Source organism: Bradyrhizobium sp. DN3 (assembly GCF_041357655.1).
In the GTDB taxonomy this organism is placed as follows: domain Bacteria; phylum Pseudomonadota; class Alphaproteobacteria; order Rhizobiales; family Xanthobacteraceae; genus Bradyrhizobium.
The window spans coordinates 21608-40298 of the sequence record NZ_JAULLN010000030.1 but is presented as its reverse complement, the minus strand read 5'-3'; the positions used below and the strand labels follow the sequence as shown (position 1 = coordinate 40298).

The 18691-nt window shown below is 64.0% G+C and carries 19 protein-coding genes; 15 read left to right on the top strand and 4 right to left on the bottom strand.

Going from position 1 to position 18691, the window contains the following annotated elements:
* Nucleotides 1–222: 222 nt before the first annotated feature.
* From tpiA to AAE027_RS32800, 6 genes are all read left to right on the top strand, one after another.
* On the top strand, nucleotides 223–978 hold the full coding sequence (tpiA, locus tag AAE027_RS32825) for a triose-phosphate isomerase (RefSeq protein WP_370990044.1): 756 nt from the start codon (nucleotides 223–225) through the stop codon (nucleotides 976–978).
* A gap of 139 nt (nucleotides 979–1117) precedes the next feature.
* A complete protein-coding gene (gene secG, locus AAE027_RS32820; protein ID WP_091885697.1) occupies nucleotides 1118–1501 on the top strand; it encodes a preprotein translocase subunit SecG in 384 nt (127 codons plus the stop codon).
* A 166-nt stretch (nucleotides 1502–1667) separates the two neighbouring features.
* On the top strand, nucleotides 1668–3299 hold the full coding sequence (locus tag AAE027_RS32815; RefSeq protein WP_128933524.1) for a CTP synthase: 1632 nt from the start codon (nucleotides 1668–1670) through the stop codon (nucleotides 3297–3299).
* 83 nt (nucleotides 3300–3382) lie between these two features.
* Complete coding sequence (locus AAE027_RS32810) at nucleotides 3383–3709, top strand: NIPSNAP family protein (RefSeq protein WP_370990042.1); 327 nt, start codon at nucleotides 3383–3385, stop codon at nucleotides 3707–3709.
* 117 nt (nucleotides 3710–3826) lie between these two features.
* Nucleotides 3827–4690, top strand: coding sequence for a 3-deoxy-8-phosphooctulonate synthase (gene kdsA / locus AAE027_RS32805; protein WP_370990040.1), 864 nt, complete (start codon nucleotides 3827–3829; stop codon nucleotides 4688–4690).
* Nucleotides 4690–5898 (top strand): MFS transporter, encoded by a 1209-nt coding sequence (locus tag AAE027_RS32800; RefSeq protein ID WP_370990038.1) that lies wholly within the window; start codon nucleotides 4690–4692, stop codon nucleotides 5896–5898. Before kdsA ends, AAE027_RS32800 begins: the two co-directional genes overlap by 1 nt.
* Before the next feature lie 142 nt (nucleotides 5899–6040).
* Here AAE027_RS32800 and queF read toward each other — a convergent pair whose 3' ends face one another.
* Both queF and AAE027_RS32790 read right to left on the bottom strand, forming a co-directional pair.
* Nucleotides 6041–6493, bottom strand: a complete 453-nt coding sequence (queF, locus tag AAE027_RS32795; protein ID WP_100230722.1) for a preQ(1) synthase — start codon at nucleotides 6491–6493, stop codon at nucleotides 6041–6043.
* 51 nt (nucleotides 6494–6544) lie between these two features.
* A complete protein-coding gene (locus AAE027_RS32790; RefSeq protein ID WP_370990036.1) occupies nucleotides 6545–7522 on the bottom strand; it encodes a Vgb family protein in 978 nt (325 codons plus the stop codon).
* A gap of 174 nt (nucleotides 7523–7696) precedes the next feature.
* Here AAE027_RS32790 and eno point away from each other — a divergent pair, with 174 nt between their 5' ends.
* The gene (gene eno / locus AAE027_RS32785) at nucleotides 7697–8980 is read left to right on the top strand and encodes a phosphopyruvate hydratase (protein ID WP_370990034.1); all 1284 of its coding nucleotides are present in this window, start codon (nucleotides 7697–7699) and stop codon (nucleotides 8978–8980) included.
* 44 nt (nucleotides 8981–9024) lie between these two features.
* The gene (locus tag AAE027_RS32780) at nucleotides 9025–10161 is read left to right on the top strand and encodes a zinc-binding dehydrogenase (RefSeq protein WP_370990032.1); all 1137 of its coding nucleotides are present in this window, start codon (nucleotides 9025–9027) and stop codon (nucleotides 10159–10161) included.
* A 29-nt stretch (nucleotides 10162–10190) separates the two neighbouring features.
* Here AAE027_RS32780 and AAE027_RS32775 read toward each other — a convergent pair whose 3' ends face one another.
* The gene (locus AAE027_RS32775; RefSeq protein ID WP_370990030.1) at nucleotides 10191–10928 is read right to left on the bottom strand and encodes an SDR family oxidoreductase; all 738 of its coding nucleotides are present in this window, start codon (nucleotides 10926–10928) and stop codon (nucleotides 10191–10193) included.
* Between the two features lie 98 nt (nucleotides 10929–11026).
* Here AAE027_RS32775 and AAE027_RS32770 point away from each other — a divergent pair, with 98 nt between their 5' ends.
* From AAE027_RS32770 to adh, 6 genes are all read left to right on the top strand, one after another.
* A complete protein-coding gene (locus AAE027_RS32770; RefSeq protein WP_370990028.1) occupies nucleotides 11027–11986 on the top strand; it encodes an AraC family transcriptional regulator in 960 nt (319 codons plus the stop codon).
* 124 nt (nucleotides 11987–12110) lie between these two features.
* Nucleotides 12111–13109: an MBL fold metallo-hydrolase gene (locus AAE027_RS32765; RefSeq protein WP_370990026.1), complete on the top strand. Its 999-nt coding sequence runs from the start codon at nucleotides 12111–12113 to the stop codon at nucleotides 13107–13109.
* A 216-nt stretch (nucleotides 13110–13325) separates the two neighbouring features.
* Nucleotides 13326–13877, top strand: a complete 552-nt coding sequence (locus AAE027_RS32760; RefSeq protein ID WP_091885664.1) for an NADPH-dependent FMN reductase — start codon at nucleotides 13326–13328, stop codon at nucleotides 13875–13877.
* Between the two features lie 214 nt (nucleotides 13878–14091).
* Nucleotides 14092–14409, top strand: coding sequence for an FtsB family cell division protein (locus AAE027_RS32755; RefSeq protein WP_008567889.1), 318 nt, complete (start codon nucleotides 14092–14094; stop codon nucleotides 14407–14409).
* A gap of 213 nt (nucleotides 14410–14622) precedes the next feature.
* Entirely contained in the window at nucleotides 14623–15582 is a 960-nt protein-coding gene (locus AAE027_RS32750) for a GAF domain-containing protein (protein ID WP_176945505.1), read from the top strand.
* 280 nt (nucleotides 15583–15862) lie between these two features.
* A complete protein-coding gene (gene adh / locus AAE027_RS32745; RefSeq protein WP_370990024.1) occupies nucleotides 15863–17380 on the top strand; it encodes an aldehyde dehydrogenase in 1518 nt (505 codons plus the stop codon).
* 65 nt (nucleotides 17381–17445) lie between these two features.
* Here the strand turns inward: adh and AAE027_RS32740 are convergent, their stop codons facing one another.
* Entirely contained in the window at nucleotides 17446–17595 is a 150-nt protein-coding gene (locus AAE027_RS32740; protein ID WP_164934894.1) for a hypothetical protein, read from the bottom strand.
* 54 nt (nucleotides 17596–17649) lie between these two features.
* Between AAE027_RS32740 and pdhA the strand changes: the two genes are divergently transcribed.
* Entirely contained in the window at nucleotides 17650–18672 is a 1023-nt protein-coding gene (gene pdhA, locus AAE027_RS32735) for a pyruvate dehydrogenase (acetyl-transferring) E1 component subunit alpha (protein WP_091885651.1), read from the top strand.
* Nucleotides 18673–18691 lie beyond the last annotated feature (19 nt).

The following is an 18691-nucleotide window of genomic DNA, read 5'->3' as shown; positions in this document are numbered from 1 at the left end:
TTGGTCCAACTTGTTTGGCAGGAGGGGAACGGGAGCGCGTCTTAATGCAGATTCCGCAAAAGCGCGTCACCAAATTGATAGATCATCATAAAGTGGCGGCTTTCCCCCCGCAACCTCGCCTCATGCGGCGCCTCGAAGCTGCGGTTAAAAGCCCCTGGTCTCTGGAACTGCCGCGACAGCTCTGCTAGCGCATGCACAAACCTCATTTTGCTGGACACTGACATGACCAACGCCATCCGACCGCTGATCGCCGGCAATTGGAAGATGAACGGCCTGAAGGCCCAGGCTGCCGAATTCGACGCCATGCTTAGCGGCGCGGCGGACGTGGCTGCCAAGGCCGACCTGCTGGTCTGCCCACCTGCAACCCTGATCGCCGCCTTCGCCGACAAGGCGCGGGGCAAGAAGGTCGCGGTGGGGGCCCAGGACTGCCATCCCAAGGCCTCAGGGGCCCATACCGGCGATGTCGCCGCCGAAATGCTGGTGGATGCCGGCGCAACTGCCATCATTGTCGGCCATTCCGAGCGGCGCGCCGACCACGGCGAGGGCGATGCCCTGGTCCGGCAGAAGGCCGAGGCAGCCTGGCGCGCCGGGGCGACGGCGATCGTCTGCATCGGCGAGACGCAAGGCCAGCGCGATGCCGGCCAGACCCTGGATATCCTGCGCGGCCAGCTCGACGGCTCGCTGCCGGACGGCTCCACCGCGGCCAATCTGGTCGTGGCCTATGAGCCGGTCTGGGCGATCGGCACCGGGCTAACCCCCACGTCCCAGGATGTCGAGCAAATTCATGGCTTTATCCGGGAGCTCCTGATTTCCCGGTTCAAGGCCGACGGTGCCAAGATGCGGATCCTTTACGGCGGTTCGGTCAAGCCCTCGAATGCGGCCGAGCTGATGGCGGTGAAAAACGTCAACGGCGCGCTGGTCGGCGGCGCCAGCCTGAAGGCGGCCGATTTCCTTGCGATTGCCAAGGGCTGTTCCTAGCTCATTCAAACCGTTGGTCCGGGCCCGATCGGGGGTGGCAATACCCCCTCCGATCGTGTAACACCGCGCAACTTCAGGAAAACCCGCGAAGCGCGATCGGCCGCCGTCAGGCGCCGCCCGCTTGTGACGGAAGGATACTATGCAGACCGTTGTCATCGTCATCCACCTCATGATCGTCGCCGTCATGATCGGCGCCGTCCTGCTCCAGAAGTCGGAAGGCGGCGGCCTCGGCATGGGCGGAGGCGCGGGCTTCATGTCGAGCCGCGGCACGGCGAATCTTTTGACGCGGACCACTGCGGTTTTGGCCGTTGGCTTCTTCCTCACCAGCCTGTTCCTGTCCTGGTACGCCGGCTACGACCGCAAGCCGTCGTCGATCATCGGCCAGCCGTCGCAAACCCAGCCGGCCGGCGGGTCGCCGATCGCGCCGCCGACCTCGGGCGGCATCCTGGATTCGCTGAAGAAGGCCGACGAGCAGCAGCAGAACCAGGCGCCCGCCGGCCCGCAGGTGCCGCGCTCGCAATAAAGCAGGGGGGCCATGCAGGGCGGCTTCTACCGTCCTGCAGCAAAAGTCCCCATCAAGGCGCTGTCACCACTTTCAGTTCTGGATCACCCACAGGCCCGCAAAATCTTTGGGGCGGAATACGAATCGCTTTGGCGAATCGAATTCGAGGGATTAGAGGTTAAGTCCCATGGCGCGGTACATCTTCATCACCGGCGGCGTGGTTTCTTCGCTCGGCAAGGGTCTGGCTTCGGCGGCACTCGGTGCGCTGTTGCAAGCCCGGGGCTACAAGGTCCGCCTCCGCAAGCTCGACCCCTATCTCAACCTCGATCCCGGCACGATGTCGCCGTATCAGCACGGCGAAGTGTTCGTGACCGATGACGGCGCGGAGACCGATCTCGATCTCGGTCACTACGAGCGCTTCACCGGCAGGCCGGCGACCAAGGCCGACAACATCACCACGGGGCGCATCTACCAGGACATCATCTCCAAGGAGCGCCGCGGCGATTATCTCGGCGCGACCATCCAGGTGGTTCCGCACGTCACCAACGCCATCAAGGAATTCGTCCTCGACGGCAATGACGATTACGACTTCGTGTTGGTCGAGATCGGCGGCACCGTCGGCGACATCGAGGGCCTGCCGTTCTTCGAGGCGATCCGCCAGCTCAAGAACGAGCTGCCGCGCGATCACGCCGTCTACATCCATCTCACGCTGCTGCCTTACATCCCCAGCGCCGGCGAGCTCAAGACCAAGCCGACGCAGCACTCGGTGAAGGAGCTGCGCTCGATCGGCATCCAGCCGGACATCCTGCTCTGCCGCACCGACCGCGCGATCCCGAAGGAGGAGCGGCGCAAGCTCGGGCTGTTCTGTAACGTGCGCGAAAGTGCCGTGATCGAGGCGCGCGACGTCGACAACATCTACGCTGTCCCTGAGGCCTACCACAATGCAGGCCTCGACGACGAAGTGCTCGCCGCCTTCGGTATCGGCTCGCGGATTCCGCCGGAGCTGCGGAGCTGGCAAGAGATCAACGAGCGCGTGCGCAATCCTGAAGGTAACGTCACCATTGCCATCGTCGGCAAGTACACCGGCATGAAGGATGCGTATAAGTCGCTGATCGAGGCGCTCTCGCATGGCGGCATCGCCAACAAGGTGAAGGTCAATCTCGACTGGATCGAGAGCGAGATCTTCGAGAAGGAAGATCCGGCGCCGTTCCTCGAGCACGTCAACGGCATCCTGGTGCCCGGCGGCTTCGGCCAGCGCGGCGCGGAGGGAAAGATCAAGGCGGCGCAGTTCGCGCGCGAGCGCGACGTGCCGTATTTCGGCATCTGCTTCGGCATGCAGATGGCTGTCATCGAGGCCGCGCGCAATCTCGTCGGCATCGAGGACGCCAACTCCACCGAGTTCGGTCCGACCAAGGAGCCGCTGGTCGGCCTGATGACGGAATGGCTGCGCGGCAACGAGCTCGAGAAGCGCTCGCAGGCCGGCGATCTCGGCGGCACGATGCGGCTCGGGGCCTATCCGGCAACGCTCAATCGCGGCAGCCGCGTCTCAGAGGTCTATGGCGGCGCGACGGAAATCTCCGAGCGTCACCGCCATCGCTACGAGGTCAACACGGCCTACAAGGACCGCCTCGAGCAACACGGCCTGAAATTCTCTGGGCTATCGCCCGACGGCGTGCTGCCGGAGATCGTCGAGTACGAGGATCATCCCTGGTTCATCGGCGTCCAGTTCCACCCCGAACTGAAGTCGCGGCCCTTCGAGCCGCATCCGCTGTTCGCGTCCTTCATTCAGGCGGCGATGGTGCAGAGCCGGCTGGTGTAGTGGGCTCCCTTCGCCTTTGACGATCGCGCAATTTGTTGCGACAACTCCCAGCCGCAAGAACAACAATGCAGAAGTGAACTCCAATGATCTACGAGATGCGCGTTTATCACTGTGTCCCCGGCCGGCTGCCGGCACTGCTCAAGCGGTTCGAGACCGCCACGCTGAAGATCTGGGAGAAGCACGGCATCAAGCAGGCCGGCTTCTTCACCACGCTGATCGGTGAATCCAACCAGGAGCTGACCTATTTCCTGGCCTGGGAGTCGCTCGCCGAGCGCGAGACGAAGTGGGGCAAGTTCATTGCCGATCCCGACTGGATGAAAGCGCGCGCCGAGAGCGAAGCCGACGGCCAGATCGTCGCCAACATCGTCAGCCAGGTCCTGGCGCCGACCGCCTTCTCAGTGGTGAAGTAGCGATCCCTCGCGCGGCGAGGAACCCTGGCGCAACCCTGATATTCTGACCGCCCTGGCCGAATAGGGTTGATCCGACCCTCATCGGGGCTATGGTCGCGCCGAAACGAGGGATTTGCCTTGAGCTCTTCGACGTCAGCGGCGCCGGTCGTCACCATTGGCACGGTCAAATTCGGCAATGACCTGCCGATCTCGGTCATTGCCGGGCCGTGCCAGCTCGAGAGCCGCCAGCATGCGCTGGAGGTCGCCTCCGCGCTGAAGGAGATCGCCGCGCGGCTGAAGATCGGCCTCGTCTACAAGACCTCGTTCGACAAGGCCAACCGCACCAGCGCATCCGCGGCGCGCGGGCTCGGCCTCGCGCAGTCGCTACCGATCTTCGCGGAGATCCGTTCCTCGCTTGGCTTGCCGGTGCTGACGGACGTGCACGAGGCCACGCAATGCGCCGAGGTGGCGCAGGCCGTCGACGTCCTGCAGATTCCCGCTTTCCTTTGCCGGCAGACGGACCTGCTGCTCGCTGCGGCCGCGACCGGCAAGGTGGTCAACGTCAAGAAGGGCCAGTTCCTGGCTCCCTGGGACATGGCGAATGTCGTGACCAAGATCACGAGCGCGAACAATCCCAACGTGCTCGTCACCGAGCGCGGCGCCTCCTTCGGCTACAACACGCTGGTCTCCGACATGCGCGCGCTGCCGATCCTGGCGCGCACCACCGGCGCTCCCGTGATCTTCGATGCCACCCATTCGGTGCAGCAGCCGGGCGGGAAGGGGACGTCGTCGGGCGGCGAGCGCGAATTCGTGCCGGTGCTGGCACGCGCGGCTGTTGCCGTTGGCGTTGCTGGCGTTTTCATCGAGACCCATCCCGATCCTGATCGCGCGCCCTCCGATGGCCCCAACATGGTGCCGCTGCGCCAGTTCGAGGGGCTGATCGCTAGACTGATGGCGTTCGACGCGCTCGCCAAAGAATCTGTCAAAACCGGCCCGCGCTGATGCAGCACGGCGAGGCGCGGCCGCACGATCACGGCTTGCCGACAGCGCTCTACGTCATATCAGGCGCAAGCTTCGCCGCAGCGCTCTCGGCACGCGCGCTCGATCCGGTGCTGCCGCATGTCGCCGAGGACTTTGGCGTCAGCATCGCGACCGCCGCGGGCTTTGCCGCGGTGTTCGCCTTCACCTTCTCTATCATCCAGCCCATCGTTGGCGCTGCCGCCGATCTGTTCGGCAAGACGCGGCTGATGATCGGCTGCCTCGCGCTGCTCGGCCTTGCCAACATCCTCGGCGCGCTCTCGACCTCGTTCTCGGTTTTGTTTGCGACCCGCATCCTCGCCGGCATCGGCTCCGGCGGCGTGTTTCCGGTGGCGTTGAGCCTGACCAGCGATCTCGTTGGGCCGGAGAAACGCCAGGTCGCGATCAGCCGCACGCTCGCCGGCGCGATGACCGGCAATCTGCTCGGCGCCTCGGCCTCCGGGCTGATCGGCGATTTTCTCGGCTGGCGTGGCGTGCTCGCAGTGCTCGGCGTGCTCGTGATCGCCGCCTCGATCGCGGTTGCCGCCGGCTTTCACGGCGCCAAGGTTAAGCATCCACCGAAGACCAGCCTATCGGCGCTGAAGGCCGGCTATCGCACCATCTTCACCAATCCGAACGCCTATGTCTGCTACTCGGCCGTGTTCATCGAGGGCTGTTGCGTGCTCGGCCTGTTTCCCTACATCGCCTCGTTCCTGTTCGAGCTCGGGCAGACCTCGCTCTCGATCGCCGGTATCGTCATCGCGGGCTTTGCGGTCGGCGGCTTGTTCTACACACTGACGGTGTCGCGCCTGCTGCCGTGGCTCGGCATGAAGGGCATGATGATCGCGGGCATGACGTTGGTTGCCTCACAGCTCATTGCCGTCGCCTTCGGGCCACGCTGGGAGGTGCAGGCCCTGAATCTCATCGTGATGGGATGGGGCTTCTACATCGCCCATGGCTGTCTGCAGGTCTTCGCCAGCGAACTCTCGGTCGAGGCGCGCGCCACCGCGCTGTCGCTGCATTCGTTCTTCTTCTTCATGGGGCAGACCGTGGGGCCGCTCGCCTATGGCTTCGGCCTCCAGCATGCCGGCAAGATGCCGACCCTGTCCGCGAGCGCCGTGATCATGGTGGTGCTGGGCTTCCTCTGCGCCCGGCTGCTCAAGCAGCGGGCGCCGTCAGACGCGCGGGCCTGAGCAGCCTCGGTCAAGGCCGCGCCAAGTGGGACAAGAGGACGCTAAAGCGCGATGAGATTGGGTTGAATCGTCATCTCGCTTTAGCTCTTTGTTTGAGCATGATCTTTTCGGAAAACCGCTTCACACTTTTCCGGATCATGCTCTAGCCCCGCCCGCGATAGGGCGCGACGCCTTGCTCAGGCACCCACAGGCCCTTCGGCACACGGCCGGTCTGCCAGAACACGTCGATCGGGATGCCGCCGCGCGGATACCAATAGCCGCCGATGCGCAGCCATTTCGGCTTGATCTCGCTCGCGATGCGCTTGCCGATCATTACGGTGCAGTCCTCGTGGAAGGCGCCGTGATTGCGGAAGCTCGCGATGTAGAGTTTCAGCGATTTCGACTCCAGCAGCCACGCACCCGGCGCGTAGTCGATCATCAGATGCGCGAAATCCGGTTGGCCCGTCACCGGGCAGAGCGAGGTGAATTCCGGCACGGTGAAGCGCACCAGGTAGTCGGTGCCCTTTTGCGGATTGGGCACGCGGTCGAGCTGGGCTTCTTCCGGTGTGTGCGGCCACTCGACCGCACGACCGAGCTGGAGGGATTTCTTCGCCATCGTCGTCACATCCTGTTTCGGATGCCGGGATGGACGCAAATGTCGCGGCCGTCAACCGGCCGCGATCGTCTGGATCATGACGATCCGGTCGTTGCCGGACTCGCAACCCCACAGCTCGCCCGGCCTGCCGTCGAGCTGGCGCACATTGGCATTGGCCTTGTCGCTGGCGAAGACGTTGAACCGCTCGGTCGCGGGATCGAAACGGACGATGGCGTTGGCGGAGAAATCGCTCAGCCAGACCTTGTCCTTGTCGTCGACATAGACGGCATAGGCGCGGGGACGTTCGCCCGGCAGCTTCCACGTCTTCCACGAGCCGTCGGCGGGATCGTGCACCGAGACATGCCCGCTATTCCACTCGCTGACCCAGATCCGGCTCTTTGAATCCGACCAGACGCGCCGTGAGCCCGCATTCGGTGTCGGCGGCTGCACGACGCGGGCATTGCCGTTTGCAAGATCGACTTTGGCGATGTAGCTGCCGGCAAGCGAGGCGTACCAGATGTCGCCCTTGGGCGTCACGGTGATGCCATAGGGCCCGATGCCTTTTGGTGCCTTGAAGACCGTCATCTCGCCGGATTTCGGCACAAGCCGGCCGTAATAGCCGGACTGGCCGGTGAACCAGTAGGTGCCTTCCTTATCGAACACGCCGGTGTTGAGATTGGCGGAGGCGAACTTTTCCGGCAGGCGGAACAGCGTGACCTTGAGATCGCCGGGATCGACCCGCGCGATCGCATTCTGGCCGCCCTCGGTGATCCATGGCGCGCCGTCGGGGCCGATGGTCACGCCGTGCGGGGCGGCGCCCTGGCCGAGGCTGACCGTCTTGAAGGTGCCATCCTTTGGATCGAGCCTGCCGAGCAGGCCTTTGCCCTGCGCCGTGAACCACACGGTGCCGTCAGGAGCGGGCGTGAGATCGTGCAGGCCGATGCCTGGGCTGATCGGGAAGTATTTCGTCCGGAACGGGCCTTCCTGCGCAAAACTTGGGCGGGCGGCGAGGAGGGCGGCGCTCGAGGCAAGAAACTGGCGGCGATTCATGGCGTTACCCCGACTGTCTAGGATTGAGGTTGGACGCGCAGACGAGATGCCGTCGAGCATAGTCTGAGGTTCTTCATGCGTCAGTCGAAGCGGCTCGTCCAAGCGTTCACATTTGCTTGCGGCCCGTGTAAGACCCGCGACACCGATCAGCCCTAACGAACGGAAGTGCACATCATGACCGCCATCATCGACATCATCGGCCGCGAAATCCTCGATAGCCGGGGCAATCCCACCGTCGAGGTCGATGTCGTGCTGGAAGACGGCGCGCTCGGCCGCGCCGCGGTGCCGTCGGGAGCCTCGACTGGCGCCCATGAGGCAGTGGAACTGCGCGACGGTGACAAGGCCCGCTATCTCGGCAAGGGCGTCTCCAAGGCAGTCAGCGCCGTCAATGGCGAGATCTTCGAGGCCCTGAGCGGCCTCGATGTCGAGCAGCAGGCCCAGATCGACCAGATCATGATCGACCTCGACGGCACGCCGAACAAGAGCCGGCTGGGCGCCAACGCCATCCTCGGTGTGTCGCTGGCCTGCGCCAAGGCGGCCGCGAACTCGCTCGACATGCCGCTCTACCGTTATGTCGGCGGTACCTCGGCGCGGCTCTTGCCGGTGCCGATGATGAACATCATCAATGGCGGGGTGCACGCCGACAACCCGATCGACTTCCAGGAATTCATGATCCTGCCGGTCGGCGCGTCGAGCTTTGCCGAGGGCCTGCGCTACGGTGCGGAAGTCTTCCACACGCTCAAGTCGGAGCTGAAGAAGGCCGGCCACAACACCAATGTCGGCGACGAGGGTGGCTTCGCCCCGAACCTGCCGTCGGCGGACGCGGCGCTCGACTTCGTCATGAACGCGATCGGCAAGGTCGGCTTCAAGGCGGGCTCCGACATCGTGCTCGGGCTCGACTGCGCCTCGACCGAGTTCTTTAGGGACGGCAAGTATGTCTATGAAGGTGAGGGCAAGTCCCGCTCGATCTCCGAGCAGGCCAAGTACCTTGCGGACCTCGTCGCGCGCTATCCGATCGTGACCATCGAGGACGGCATGTCGGAAGACGACATGGACGGCTGGAAGGAGCTCACCGACCTCATCGGCAAGAAGTGCCAGCTCGTCGGCGACGATCTCTTCGTCACCAACGTCAAGCGCCTCGCCGAAGGCATCAAAGCGGGCCGGGCCAACTCGATCCTGATCAAGGTCAACCAGATCGGCACGCTGACCGAGACGCTCGCCGCCGTCGAGATGGCGCACAAGGCCGGCTACACCTCGGTCATGTCGCACCGCTCCGGCGAGACCGAGGATTCCACCATCGCCGACCTCGCGGTCGCCACCAATTGCGGTCAGATCAAGACCGGCTCCCTTGCGCGGTCCGACCGCACCGCCAAATACAACCAGCTCCTGCGCATCGAGCAGCAGCTCGGCAAGCAGGCGCTCTATGGCGGCAAGGCGGCACTGAAGGCGCTGGCATAAGCCGGCGCTTCGACTCGCGAAAAGACGGACAGGGGAGGATCGACATGAGCGACGGCAAGACCGGACTGCAGCTGCGTTCGCTGCTCAAGAAGAGCGGCGAGCTGGAATTGTCCCTCGTGAATGTCCCGACACCGGAGCCGGCCGACGATGAGGTCGTGGTCCGCGTCGAAGCCACGCCGATCAACCCCTCCGACCTCGGGCTCCTGATCGGGGCCGCCGACATGTCGGCGGCTCAGGCTTCCGGCACGAAGGACGCACCGGTGATCACCGCGAAAATGCCTGAGGGCGCGATGCGGATGATGGCGGCCAGGTTCGATCAGTCATTGCCGGTCGGCAACGAAGGCGCCGGCACGGTGATCCGGACCGGATCATCGGATGCGGCGAAGGCGCTGATGGGCAAAACGGTGTCGATGATCGGCGGCGCCATGTACACGCAATATCGCGTGCTGAAGGTCCGCGACGCCATGGAGCTGCCGGCAGGCACCACGGCGGCCGACGGCGCCTCCTGGTTCGTCAATCCGCTGACCGCGCTCGGCATGACCGAGACGATGCGGCGCGAGAACCACAAGGCGCTCGTGCACACGGCCGCCGCCTCCAATCTCGGCCAAATGCTCAACAAGATCTGCATTAAGGACGGCGTCGGTCTCGTCAACATCGTGCGCAGCAAGGAGCAGGCCGACATCCTGCACAAGATCGGCGCCAAGCATGTCGTGGATTCCAGCGCGGCGAGCTTCATGGACGACCTCACCAACGCGCTGGTCGAGACCGGCGCCACGATTGCCTTCGACGCTATTGGCGGCGGCAAGTTGGCGAGCCAGATTCTCACCGCGATGGAGATCGCGGCCAGCAAGACCGCGAAGGAATACAGCCGCTACGGCTCCAACGTCTACAAGCAGGTCTATATCTACGGCAGCCTCGACACGCGCCCGACCGAGCTGAACCGCTCGTTTGGCCTGAGCTGGGGCGTCGGCGGCTGGCTGCTCACGCCGTTCCTCCAGAAGATCGGTCCGGCCGAGATCGGTCGCCTGCGCCAGCGCGTCGCGTCCGAGCTCAAGACCACCTTCGCCAGCCACTACACCAAGGTGGTGTCGCTTGCCGAGGCGCTCGATCCCGCCAACATCGCGGTGTACGCCAAACGTGCCACCGGCGAAAAATTCCTCATCAACCCGAATAAGTCGTGACGCGCAACGGTGTCCAGGCCTGATCGAATTTATGCCTGAGCCGTGGGGCGAATGACGATCTCGCCGACGTCCACGCTATCCGGCTGCGCAATCGCGAAGGCCATCGCCTCCGCGATTGCGCTCGCCGGAATGGCCATCGCCTTCATGCTTGCCTGTCCTTGCTCCCGCAACGCGGAATCCGTCATGGAGGACGGCAGTTCGGTGTCGACATAACCGGGTGAGATGGTTGTCACCCGAGCCGAGGGGCCGGCCTCCTGACGAAGCCCTTCGGAAATCGCCCTGACGGCATTCTTCGATCCCGCGTAGACCGCCATTGTCGGAACGATCTTGATGCCGGCGGTCGACAGGGTGTTGATGAAATGACCGAAGCCCTGACGTCGAAAGACGGGCAGGGCGGCCGCGATTCCGTAGAGCACGCCTTTCACGTTCACGTCGATCATGTCGTCCCAGTCGTCGACCCTCAGGTCGTCAAGGCGGGAAATCGGGGCAATCCCCGCATTGTTGATCAGGACGTCCAGCTTCCCGTATCGGTCCGTGGCAAGTCCGACGAGCCTGGCGACATCCTCGCGTTGCCTGACGTCGGTGACGAGGTACGACGCCTTTCCGCCCTTTGAGGCGATGCTCGCGGCCAGAATCTGCAGCCGGTCGGCGCGCCGTGCGCCGAGGATCACGATGGCGCCACGTTCTGCGAGATGCCGGGCGGCGGCTTCGCCAATTCCGCTGCTGGCGCCCGTGATGGCGATGACCTTGCCTGCGATGCCTGTCATAGATGTTCCACGCAATTCGTTGCGAGATGAACTTCGCATCGGAATCGAGGATGATCTATGCTCGAAATGCTCGAAAATCGTCGAGATCGGATCAAGCCTTGGACAAACCCTCGGATAGGCACAAGACCTCGGACCCGCTGTCTCAGGTCTTCTCGCTCCTGAACGTTCGCGCTGCGCGTTGCACGAGGTTCGAGGCGGGCGGCAATTGGTCGTATCGGTTCCCGGCCAAACCCGCCCTTAAGTTCGGCGCGGTCATCCGAGGTGATTGCTGGATCGATTTCGGCGACGAAGCCCATCATCGGCTTGTCTCCGGCGACTGCTTTCTTCTGGCCAATGCACCAGCCTATGTTCTGGCCAACGACCAACGCCTTGCTCCCGAAGACGGTATAGCGGCGTTCGATTGGACGCAGTCGGATGTCGCGCGTCACGCGGGCCGCGATACCGTTCTGCTTGCCGGCAGTTTCGGTTTCGAAGCGTCGGACGCCGGGTTGCTGCTCGATGCGCTCCCTCGCTTTCTGCTCATACCGTCGCGCAGTCCATCGGCAGCCGTCATTCATTCCACGCTCGAGATTCTCGACCTTGAAATCAGGGGGACGGGAATCGGAGCGGCCGTACTCACCGACAGGCTTGCCGACGTCCTGCTCGTCCAGGTGCTCCGCGCGGCGCTGGATCAGGATGCCGGCGAGGGTTTGGGATGGATCAACGCACTGGTCGACGCCAGGATCGGCAAGGCCATCAGGCTGATGCACGAAGACGCCGCTCACCCCTGGACCCTGGAAGCATTGTCCGAAGCGATCGCCATGTCGCGATCCGCGTTTTCGAAGCGGTTCAAGTCGCTGGTGGGGCTGGCGCCGCTCGACTACCTGCTTAGATGGCGAATGCGGCTTGCACGCGATCTTCTTCGACGTGGAGCGACCGTTTCGGCAACGGCCGCGCAGCTTGGATACTCGTCGGAGAGCGCCTTCGGGCACGCTTTCAAGCGAGTCTACGGCCAGGCACCGAGGCGATACTGGCGCAGACAGGTGATCGGCGAAAAAATTCCCCATCAACCCAAATAAATTATCGTGATGTGAGACGGCACATCACCGGAAGAAGGGACTTGCCTTCTGAGCGAAGCGGGGGATTATTCCCGCCGCCGTTGAAAGCGGAAAAACCGCAAGGCGTTCAGAAGGGGACCTCTGCATGACCGACCTCAATCGCCGTCACCTGCTCGCAGGTGCCGCCGCCCTCAGTGCGGCCGCCGTTACCGGGCTTGGACCGACCACCGCCAATGCCTCAGTGCAGCCGGCTGGGACGCAGGCGCCGGGCTTCTACCGCTACAAGGTCGGCAGCTACGAGTGCACGTCGATCAACGATGGTGCGCGCACCTTCCCGATGCCGGAGAAGTTCGTCGTCAACATACCGAAGGACGAGGCGCTGGCCGCGGGCGAGGCGGCCTACATGCCGAAGGGCATGGTCACGGTGCCGTTCAATCCGCAGCTCATCAACACCGGCTCCAAGCTCGTGCTGATCGATACCGGCAACGGCGTCGCCAATCTCGAGCCGAGCAAGGGCGCTGTCGGCCGCACCCTGCAAAATCTCCAGGCCGCTGGCGTCGACCCGAAGAACATCGATGTCGTGCTGCTGTCGCATCTGCATCCCGACCACACCAACGGCCTCCGTCTCGCCGATGGCACGCTCGCCTTCCCGAATGCAGAGATCATGGTGCCGGGCGAGGACTGGGAGTTCTGGACCAGCGAGGACAACGTCGCCAAGGCGGAGTCCAACCCGATGATGAAGAACTATTTCGCCAACGTGAAGAAGACCTTTGCCGGCCTCGAGTCCAAGGTCACCAAGTACGAGTGGGGCAAGGAGGTCGCGCCCGGCATCACCTCGATCGCGACGCCGGGTCACACGCCAGGCCACACCTCGTTCGCGGTCGCATCGGGCGATGCCAAGGTGCTCATCCAGTCCGATGTCACCAACATTCCGGAATTCTTCCTGCGCAATCCGGACTGGCATGTGATGTTCGACTATGATGCCGCGATGGCGCAAGCGACCCGTCACAAATTCTACGACATGGCGGCGGCCGAGAAGGCGACCGTGATCGGCTTCCACTTCACCTTCCCGTCGGTCGGGCATGTCGTGAAGGACGGCGCCAAATATCGCCTGATTCCGTCGGCGTGGAATCCGACGATCTGATCGGAGTTAGCCGTTTGGGCGAGAGATCGGGCCGCCGCTTGGCGGCCCGAATGTTTTGGCCAACAGCCAAAGGGCGCGATGTCGCCCGGAGAAGCCAAGGGGTACGTTCGAGAAACGCAGCGTTTCCAAATCGAGCCGGTTCATGCACTTGCATCCATTGGTCCGGATCGCTTAAGTGCGCTCCCGGCACTCCCGCTCAAGTTCGAAGGACATTCCATGGCCTACAATATCGTCGTAATCGCCGGCAGCGTGCGCAAGGCCGGCTTTTCGCTCAAGATCGCCAATGCGCTCGCCAAGCTCGCACCTAGCTCGCTCAAGCTCGAGGTGATCACGCCGGCCGGCATCTCGTTCTTCAATCAGGACCTCGAGGGCGCGCCTCCCGCGGACTGGCTGGCGTTCCGCGATAAGCTTCAGAAGTCGGACGGCGTCATCTTCGTCACGCCCGAATACAACCGCTCCATCCCTGGTGCTCTGAAGAACGCCATCGACGTCGCCTCGCGGCCCTATGGCAAGAGCTCCTTCAATGGCAAGCCGGTCGGCATCATCTCCAATTCGCCGGGCCCGCTCGGCGGGGTCAGCGCGGCCAAGCATTTGCAAACCATCCTGCCTGGTATTACCGGCCCGATCATGCAACAGCCGGAGACCTATCTGAACGCCATTGGCGACGCCTTTGATGCCGAGGGCAATCTGGTCAAGGAGTCGCTGAAGCCTGTGCTCCAGGCCTATATCGACGCCTTCGCCGCCCACGTCGCGAAGCATCACGGCTGAAACTGGAAGCCACGGCCGCTCAACTCTCCGTCATGCCCGGGCTTGTCCCGGGCATCCACGTTCTTCGTCATCCCAGGCAAAGCACGTGGATGGCCGGGACAGGCCCGGCCATGACGCGTGGAGATAGCTTGCCTCGCCGCGATCGGCGGCTGGAGCGACGCGCAGGGAGAGGACGATTAGCACTCCCTTAACCAACCTGCCCCATCTTCCCAAGATGGTCTCCCGCGCGCGCCTGAAATCGATCCTGACCGGCCTTGCCCTCTATGCGATGGCGGCGGCGATCGTCGGCTATTTCGGTGTCAACGCCTACACCGGCAAATACGGCCTCAATGCCCGCCAGGAGCTCGACCAGGAGATCATCGCGCTGACCAGCGAGCTGGCACAGCTCAAGCGCGAGCGCGCCAGGAGCGAGCAGCGCGTCTCGTTGCTGCGCACGTCCAGGATCGATCCTGATATGCTGGACGAGCGGGCGCGCTACCAGCTCGACTATGTCAATCCGCATGATCTCGTTCGGATGATACCGGCGAAATAGCGTTTTCGCTGCATTCGAAACCGGCAACGAAAGCGGCTGCCGATCGGCGCCAACTCAGCCCTCAACTGTACCGAAAGTCGTAGGCCAAGAAGCGGTCGGCTGCCTTGACGGCGCCACAGCAAGGGGGCTCATGCCTCGCAGTCGCCCAAGATTGACGCAGATCAACCGGGCCGTGCCGGTACTGCCTAGACTGCCTTCCGGAGGAAACAAGTGATGAATGGGTCAACGCCCCCGCATCACGCGGCCCGCGTCGAGGCCGCCATCGCGTCAGGCCAGGCGGCCCGGTCCGCGCTCGTGGCCTCGTGGCGTCGTTCGTCCCGATTGCATCATCTCGATCCCGCCGGCCGCAGCTCACCGATGCGGCTCACCGAAGCCGAGCTGGATCAGGCCCGCGAGCGCATCGCGCCGCTGCTGGCGGCCGCGCAAGGTGCGATGGACCGGCTGTATCAGGCCGTCGGCGCGAGCGGCTGTTGCGTGTTGCTCGCGGATGGCGAGGGCGTTCCGGTCGATCGCCGTGGCACGCCGGGGGACGATGCGACGTTTCAATCCTGGGGGCTGTGGACCGGCGCGCTCTGGAGCGAGGAGCACGAGGGCACCAACGGCATCGGCACCTGCCTCGTCGAGCAGCGTCCGCTGACGATCGATCGCGACCAGCACTTCTTCGCCCGCAACACGCTTTTGAGCTGCACCGCCGTTCCGATCTACGACCACGAGGCGGCGCTGGCAGGCGTGCTCGACGTCTCCTCCTGCCGCGCCGACCGCACCGACGCGTTCTCCAGTCTGATCGCGCTGGCGGCGGGCGAGGCGGCCAAGCGTATCGAGGCCGACCTGTTTCGCAGGGCCTTCAGCCATGCCCGCATCGTTCTGACGCAGGGCCCGGACGGCAGTTGCGGCGGCCTCATCGCCGTTGATGCGGACGATCTCGTGATCGGCGCAACCCGCGCTGCCCGGATCGGACTCGGGATCGCCCTCGGCCGGGCACTGCAGCCGGTGCCCGCGGCCGATCTCCTCGGCGGCGACACTGCACACGACCACCTTGCCGGCGGTCAGCGCGCGGTGTTGCAGCGGGCGATGCTCCGCGCGGGTGGCAACGTTTCGGCGGCCGCCAAGGCCCTCGGCGTCAGCCGCGCCACGCTGCATCGGAAGCTGAAGCGGTTCGAGCTGAACCACTGAACGCAACTGCTTCCTCGATCGTCATTGCGAGCGAAGCGAAGCAATCCAGAATCTTTCCGCGGGGACAGTCTGGATTGCTTCGCTGCGCTCGCAATGACGGTGTGGAAGCTGCAAGTGCTCAATCTTGCGCTGCCTCACCCACGACTGTCGCAGAACTGCGACAGGTCGGCGCCATCATCGCTCGCGCCCGGGCTGACAGAAAACACCTCCCGCATCATCGTCGGCGCAAGTCGCGACCACGCGACGAATTGCGCGAACAGCAAACAATCGGGAGTGATCAATGAACAAGGTGGAATTCCTCAGCGTCACCAAAGTTCCCTTCGCCGAACGCTATGACAATTTCATCGGCGGCAAATTCGTCGCGCCGATCTCGGGCAAGTATTTCGACAATGCCTCGCCGGTAACCGGCCAGGTCGTCTGCAAGATCGCGCGCTCCGACGCGCAGGACGTCGAGGCGGCCCTCGACGCGGCGCATGCGGCGAAAGCCGCGTGGGGCCGCACCAGCGTCGCCGAGCGCGCCGCGATCCTGAACCGGATCGCCGATCGCATGGAAGAGAATCTCGAGCGCCTCGCCATCGCCGAGACCTGGGACAATGGCAAGCCGATCCGCGAGACCCGCGCCGCCGACCTGCCGCTCGCCATCGATCACTTCCGCTACTTCGCCGGCGTCGTGCGCGCCCAGGAAGGCTCGATCGGCGAGATCGATCACGACACCATCGCCTATCATTTCCACGAGCCGCTCGGCGTGGTCGGCCAGATCATTCCCTGGAACTTCCCGCTGCTGATGGCTTGCTGGAAGCTTGCGCCTGCGCTGGCCGCCGGCAATTGCGTGGTGCTCAAGCCCGCCGAGCAGACGCCGGCCTCGATCATGGTCTGGGCCGAGATCATCGCCGACATCCTGCCGCCGGGCGTCCTCAACATCGTCAACGGATTTGGCCTGGAAGCCGGTAAGCCGCTCGCCTCCAGCCCGCGCATCGCCAAGATTGCGTTCACCGGCGAGACCACGACGGGCCGGCTGATCATGCAATATGCCAGCCAGAACCTCATTCCCGTCACGCTGGAGCTCGGCGGCAAGTCGCCGAACATCTTCTTCAAGGACGTCACTTCCGAGGACGACGACTTCTTCGACAAGGCGATCGAAGGCTTCGTCATGTTCGCGCTGAACCAGGGCGAGGTCTGCACCTGTCCGAGCCGGGCGCTGGTGCATGCGGATATCTATGACCGCTTCATGGAGCGGGCGCTGAAGCGCGTTGCCGCGATCAAGCAGGGCGATCCGCGCGACGCCACCACCATGATCGGCGCGCAGGCCTCGAGCGAGCAGCTGTCCAAGATCCTCTCCTATATCGATATCGGCAAGCAGGAGGGCGCGAAGGTGCTGGCCGGCGGCGGACGTGCCGAGCTCGCAGGCGATCTCGCCGGCGGCTTCTACGTGCAGCCGACCGTGTTCGAGGGCCACAACAAGATGCGGATCTTCCAGGAGGAGATCTTCGGCCCCGTGGTCTCGGTCACGACCTTCAAGACCGACGAGGAGGCGCTCGCGATCGCCAACGACACGCTCTACGGTCTCGGGGCGGGCGTCTGGAGCCGCGATGCCAACCGTTGCTACCGCTTCGGCCGGGAGATCCAGGCCGGCCGGGTCTGGACCAACTGCTACCACGCCTATCCCGCGCATGCGGCTTTCGGCGGCTACAAGCAGTCAGGCGTCGGGCGCGAGACCCACAAGATGATGCTCGATCACTACCAGCAGACCAAGAATCTCCTGGTCAGCTACAGCCCGAAGAAGCTCGGCTTCTTCTGATCGGTCGGCGGAGAGGGCGGCGTCGTTTCGGCGCCGCCCATTCCGAATGTCAGGTCCCGGTCGCCTCAACGCTTCTTGACGCGGTCACGAATCTGAGCGTTCGGCAGCGTTGCATCGATTTGTTGCCCGATCGGCGCCAAAGATTTTCCAATATTACGATCACGTTGCAGTGCGGCATAATGAAAATCGTGCCATGCCGCCGCGGTGCTTTCCAACGGTGTTTGACTTGGGTTAGAGAGGGCGAAAGTTTTCTCTGACCCGGAATTCCCATGGCCGCACCCAAGAAAGCCGCCGCAAGCACTCCACAGGACAAGACCGACGGCGGTTCGCCCCCGGAATTCACCAGGGAGCAGGAGCTCAAGGCGCTCCGCGATATGCTCCTGATCCGGCGCTTCGAGGAAAAGGCCGGCCAGCTCTACGGCATGGGCGCAATCGGTGGCTTCTGCCACCTCTATATCGGCCAGGAGGCCGTGGTGGTTGGCATGCAGATGGCCCTGAAAGAGGGCGATCAGGTCATCACCGGCTATCGCGATCACGGCCACATGCTCGCCACCGGCATGGAGGCCAACGGCGTCATGGCCGAGCTCACGGGTCGCCGCGGCGGCTATTCCAAGGGCAAGGGCGGCTCCATGCACATGTTCAGCAAGGAGAAGCACTTTTACGGCGGCCACGGCATCGTCGGCGCGCAGGTCTCGCTCGGCACAGGTCTCGCCTTCGCAAATCACTATCGTGGCAACGGCAATGTCAGCGTCACCTATTTCGGCGACGGTGCGGCCAACCAGGGCCAGGTCTATGAGAGCTTCAACATGGCGGAGCTCTGGAAACTGCCGGTGATCTTTGTCATCGAGAACAACCGCTACGCCATGGGCACCTCGGTCTCGCGCGCCTCGGCGCAGCAGGATTTTTCCAAGCGCGGCGCGTCCTTCAACATTCCCGGCAAGCAGGTCGACGGTATGGATGTCCGCGCCGTGAAGGCTGCGGGCGAGGAGGCGGCGGCCTGGTGCCGTGCCGGCAAGGGTCCCTACATCCTGGAGATGCAGACCTACCGCTATCGCGGCCACTCGATGTCCGATCCTGCAAAATATCGCACGCGTGAGGAGGTCGAGAAGGTCCGCCATGACCAGGACCCGATCGAGCAGGTGCGTAACCGCCTCTTGGCGGCCAAGGTCACCGAGCAGGATCTGAAGGCGATCGACGCCGAGGTGCGCGACGTCGTCAACGCATCCGCCGATTTCGCCCAACATGATCCCGAGCCGGATGCCGCCGAGCTCTGGACCGACGTTTATCGCTGAACGCGCGCAAGCTTTCTTT